The 3,278-nt window shown below is 67.1% G+C and carries 5 protein-coding genes and 1 pseudogene; 2 read left to right on the top strand and 4 right to left on the bottom strand.

From position 1 onward, the window contains the following. Positions 1-443: pseudogene (gene glnA / locus V7D63_RS13345) on the top strand (glutamine synthetase); the annotation flags it as partial. Positions 444-616: 173 nt separating this feature from the next. Here glnA and V7D63_RS13340 read toward each other — a convergent pair. From V7D63_RS13340 to V7D63_RS13325, 4 genes are all read right to left on the bottom strand, one after another. Further along, positions 617-910, bottom strand: a complete 294-nt coding sequence (locus V7D63_RS13340; RefSeq protein ID WP_333592765.1) for a hypothetical protein — start codon at positions 908-910, stop codon at positions 617-619. Between the two features lie 96 nt (positions 911-1,006). Beyond that, a complete protein-coding gene (gene tatC / locus V7D63_RS13335) occupies positions 1,007-1,897 on the bottom strand; it encodes a twin-arginine translocase subunit TatC (protein WP_333592764.1) in 891 nt (296 codons plus the stop codon). After that, positions 1,894-2,445 (bottom strand): Sec-independent protein translocase protein TatB, encoded by a 552-nt coding sequence (gene tatB / locus V7D63_RS13330; RefSeq protein ID WP_333592763.1) that lies wholly within the window; start codon positions 2,443-2,445, stop codon positions 1,894-1,896. Before tatB ends, tatC begins: the two co-directional genes overlap by 4 nt. A 29-nt stretch (positions 2,446-2,474) precedes the next feature. Then, positions 2,475-2,693 carry a twin-arginine translocase TatA/TatE family subunit gene (locus V7D63_RS13325; RefSeq protein ID WP_333592762.1) on the bottom strand — a complete coding sequence of 73 codons (219 nt, stop codon included), beginning with the start codon at positions 2,691-2,693 and terminating at the stop codon, positions 2,475-2,477. A gap of 101 nt (positions 2,694-2,794) precedes the next feature. On the opposite strand from V7D63_RS13325, the gene rnhA reads away from it, so the two are divergent. After that, on the top strand, positions 2,795-3,241 hold the full coding sequence (rnhA, locus tag V7D63_RS13320; protein WP_333592761.1) for a ribonuclease HI: 447 nt from the start codon (positions 2,795-2,797) through the stop codon (positions 3,239-3,241). Positions 3,242-3,278 lie beyond the last annotated feature (37 nt).

The following is a 3,278-nucleotide window of genomic DNA, read 5'->3' as shown; positions in this document are numbered from 1 at the left end:
TGGTGCCGGGCTATGAGGCGCCGGTGAAGCTGGCCTATTCGTCGCGCAACCGCTCGGCCTCGATCCGTATTCCGTGGGTCTCGTCGCCGAAGGCCAAGCGCATCGAGGCGCGCTTCCCCGATCCGATGGGCAACCCCTATCTGACCTTCGTGGCCCTGCTGATGGCGGGCCTGGACGGCATCGAGAACCGCATCGACCCGGGCGCCGCCGCCGACAAGAACCTGTACGACCTGCCGCCCGAAGAGCGCGGCTCGATCCCCGAGGTCTGCGGCTCGCTGCGCGAGGCGCTGGAGAACCTCGACAAGGACCGCGCCTTCCTCAAGAAGGGCGGCGTCATGGATGACGACTTCATCGACAGCTACATCGAGCTGAAGATGGAAGAGGTGGCGCGGCTGCAACTGCACCCCCACCCGGTCGAGTTCGACATGTACTATAGCTGCTGATCCCACCCAGGGGTCGGATCGGAAAGGGCCGGGGGCGCAGCGCCTCCGGCCCTTTTTCATGGCTGCGTTCCCGCCTGGCGCGGGCGATCGAGCCTGGATCTGGACCCCGGCGTTCGCCGGGAAGGCGGTGGGCGGTCAGCCTCCGACGGGACAACGTGAGTTCAGCCCTTCTGTCAGTGAAAGATCCCGACCGCCAACTCCGCCCAGGTCAGCGCGAAGACCAGGCCGATGATCCCGCAGGTCACGAAGCGCCCGACATCGGTCTTCTGGGTCCGCACCGCGATCTCGCAGGCGGCGCCCGTGGCCAGAAGCATCGTCGCCATCACGCCGAAGTCGAACCCCGTCCACCGCACCTCGTCGGTGAACCGCATGGCGATCAGCGGCGCCAGCATGATGAAGGCCGCCGCGCCCCACCCCAGGACACGCAGGACTTTCCAATGTCCCGGCAAGGTCGTCGTATTCGTCATGGCGCGCCTGTCTCCGCAGCGTCGATCAAGGACGTCATCCTCGCCGATCCCGGCCCGAGACACATGAGCGGAATGTGAGGTCGCGCTGAAAAGCGCTCAGGCCAGGCCTTCAGCGGCCTCACGCTTGCCCCGCCGCATCTCGATGATGCGCACGCACCAGATCGAGACCTCGTACAGCAGCACCAGCGGCACGATCAGCATGATCTGGCTGATCGGGTCGGGCGGGGTCACCACCGCCGCCACCACCGCCACCGCCACGATGGCGTAGCGCCGACCCGAGACCATGGCCTTGGACGAGATCAGCCCGGCCATGCCCAGCAGCGTCATCACCACCGGCAACTGGAAACAGAAGCCGAAGGCCAGGATCAGGGCCGTGACCAGGTTCATATAGTCCGACACCTTGGGCAGCAGGGCCGCCGTCACTCCCGCCTGGCTGAACCCCTGGCTCAGCGAGAACCACATGACGAAGGGCAGCATGACGAAATAAACCAGGGCCGCGCCGAGAACGAACAGGATCGGCGCCGCCACCAGGAAGGGCAGGAAGGCCCCCCGCTCATTGCGATACAGGCCCGGCGCCACGAAACGGTAGAGCTGGAAGGCCAGAACCGGGAAGGCCAGGATCACCGCGCCCAGCCCCGCCAGCTTCATCTTGGTGAACAGGAACTCCAGCGGCGCCGTATAGATCAGATTGACCGTCTCGCCCGAGGTGTGCGGCAAGGGCTTCAGCCCCGCCGTGCCCAGGATCAGGTCCAGCGGCGACACCGCCGCGTGCGCGCCGCCGCCCGCCGCCGCGTGAAAGGCCGCCGCCGCCGCGAACGGGCGCACCAGGAAGACATAGATCGGCTCGGCGAAGGCGAAACAGGCGATGAAGGCGACGATGAAGGCCGCCACGCAGATGATCAGCCGTCCGCGCAGCTCGATCAGATGATCCATCAGCGGCGCGCGCGACGCCTCGATCTCGGCCTCGTCCCGGTCGTTCAGGGTCATGCGCCGGCCTTGGGCCTGGCGGCGCGCGGCTTGCGGGTCGTGGGCTTGGCGGACGCCGCCTTGGCCGGGGTCTTCGGTTTCGGCGCGGCCTTGGCCTTGTTCGCCGCGGTCTTGGCCGCAGGCTTCCGTTTGGCCTTGGCGGGCCGTTCCGGCGTCGCGGTCGGCGCGACCGGCACATCTGCGGCGGGCGTCGGCAGGGCGGCCATCACCGGCTCGGCGTCCGGCCATTCCGACCGGCCCGTGACCAGCGGCTGGCTCAGATCCTTGTTGATGTCCTTGAAGGCCTCGTCCGCCTCGGCGCCCAGGGCGTACATCCCCTGCCCCGACTTCAGCGCCGCGACCTCCTTGCGCAATTCGTCCAGTTCCGACTGGCGCGCCATCTCGTCGAAGCTGGCGCGGAATTCATTGGCCATGCCGCGCATCTTGGCCATGAATTGACCGACGCGCTTCATCAGCACGGGAAGGTCTTTCGGCCCCACCACGATCAGGGCGATCAGCCCGATGACCAGAATTTCAAAGCCGCCGATACCGGGGCCTAGGCCGCCCATGCGTCAGGCTCTTTCCCGTCAGACGACGATCAGCGCTTCAGGTCGTCTTTTTCAGCGTCGGCGCGCGGCAGGCTGGCGGCGCCGTCCGACGTCCCCTTGTCCTCGTCCTCGCCCTTCAGGCCTTCGCGGAAAGCCTTGATGCCCTTGGCCGCGTCGCCCATCAGGCCGGACAGCTTGCCCCGTCCGCCGAACAGCAGCATCGCCAGGACGATGACGATCAACCAGTGCCAGATGCTCAAGCTGCCCACGACGGACTCTCCTCGGTCGGGCGCGACGCCCAAATCAATCTTCGGCCTGCATATAGGCCGGGTTGTGGCGGCGCGCCAAGCAAGCTTGTAGGGACGCGCCCATGAGTCACGTCATCATCCACACCGACGGCGCCTGCAAGGGCAATCCGGGTCCCGGCGGCTGGGGCGCCGTGCTCCAGGCCGGACAGGGTCACGAGAAGGAGTTGTGGGGCGGCGAGGCGAACACCACCAACAACCGCATGGAGCTGATGGCCGCCATCATGGCGCTGGAGATCCTGAAGCGCCCCTGCCGGGTCGAGCTGCATACCGACAGCAAATACGTCATGCAGGGCGTGACCGAATGGATTCACGGCTGGAAGGCGCGCGGCTGGAAGACGGCCGACAAGAAACCGGTCAAGAACGAGGACCTGTGGAGGCGCCTGGACGCCGCCCGCAACCGACACGAGGTTCATTGGCGCTGGGTCAAGGGCCACGCCGGGCACGCGTTGAACGAACGCGCCGACGCCCTGGCCAATCGCGGGGTCGATGAACTGTTGGGCCGCGCCTAGAAGGTCACGAAATTCAGCGTCACGGCCACGGCGCCCA

It is taken from the genome of Brevundimonas sp. (assembly GCF_036732845.1).
Taxonomy (GTDB): domain Bacteria; phylum Pseudomonadota; class Alphaproteobacteria; order Caulobacterales; family Caulobacteraceae; genus Brevundimonas.
This window is presented reverse-complemented; position numbering and strand designations above follow the sequence as displayed.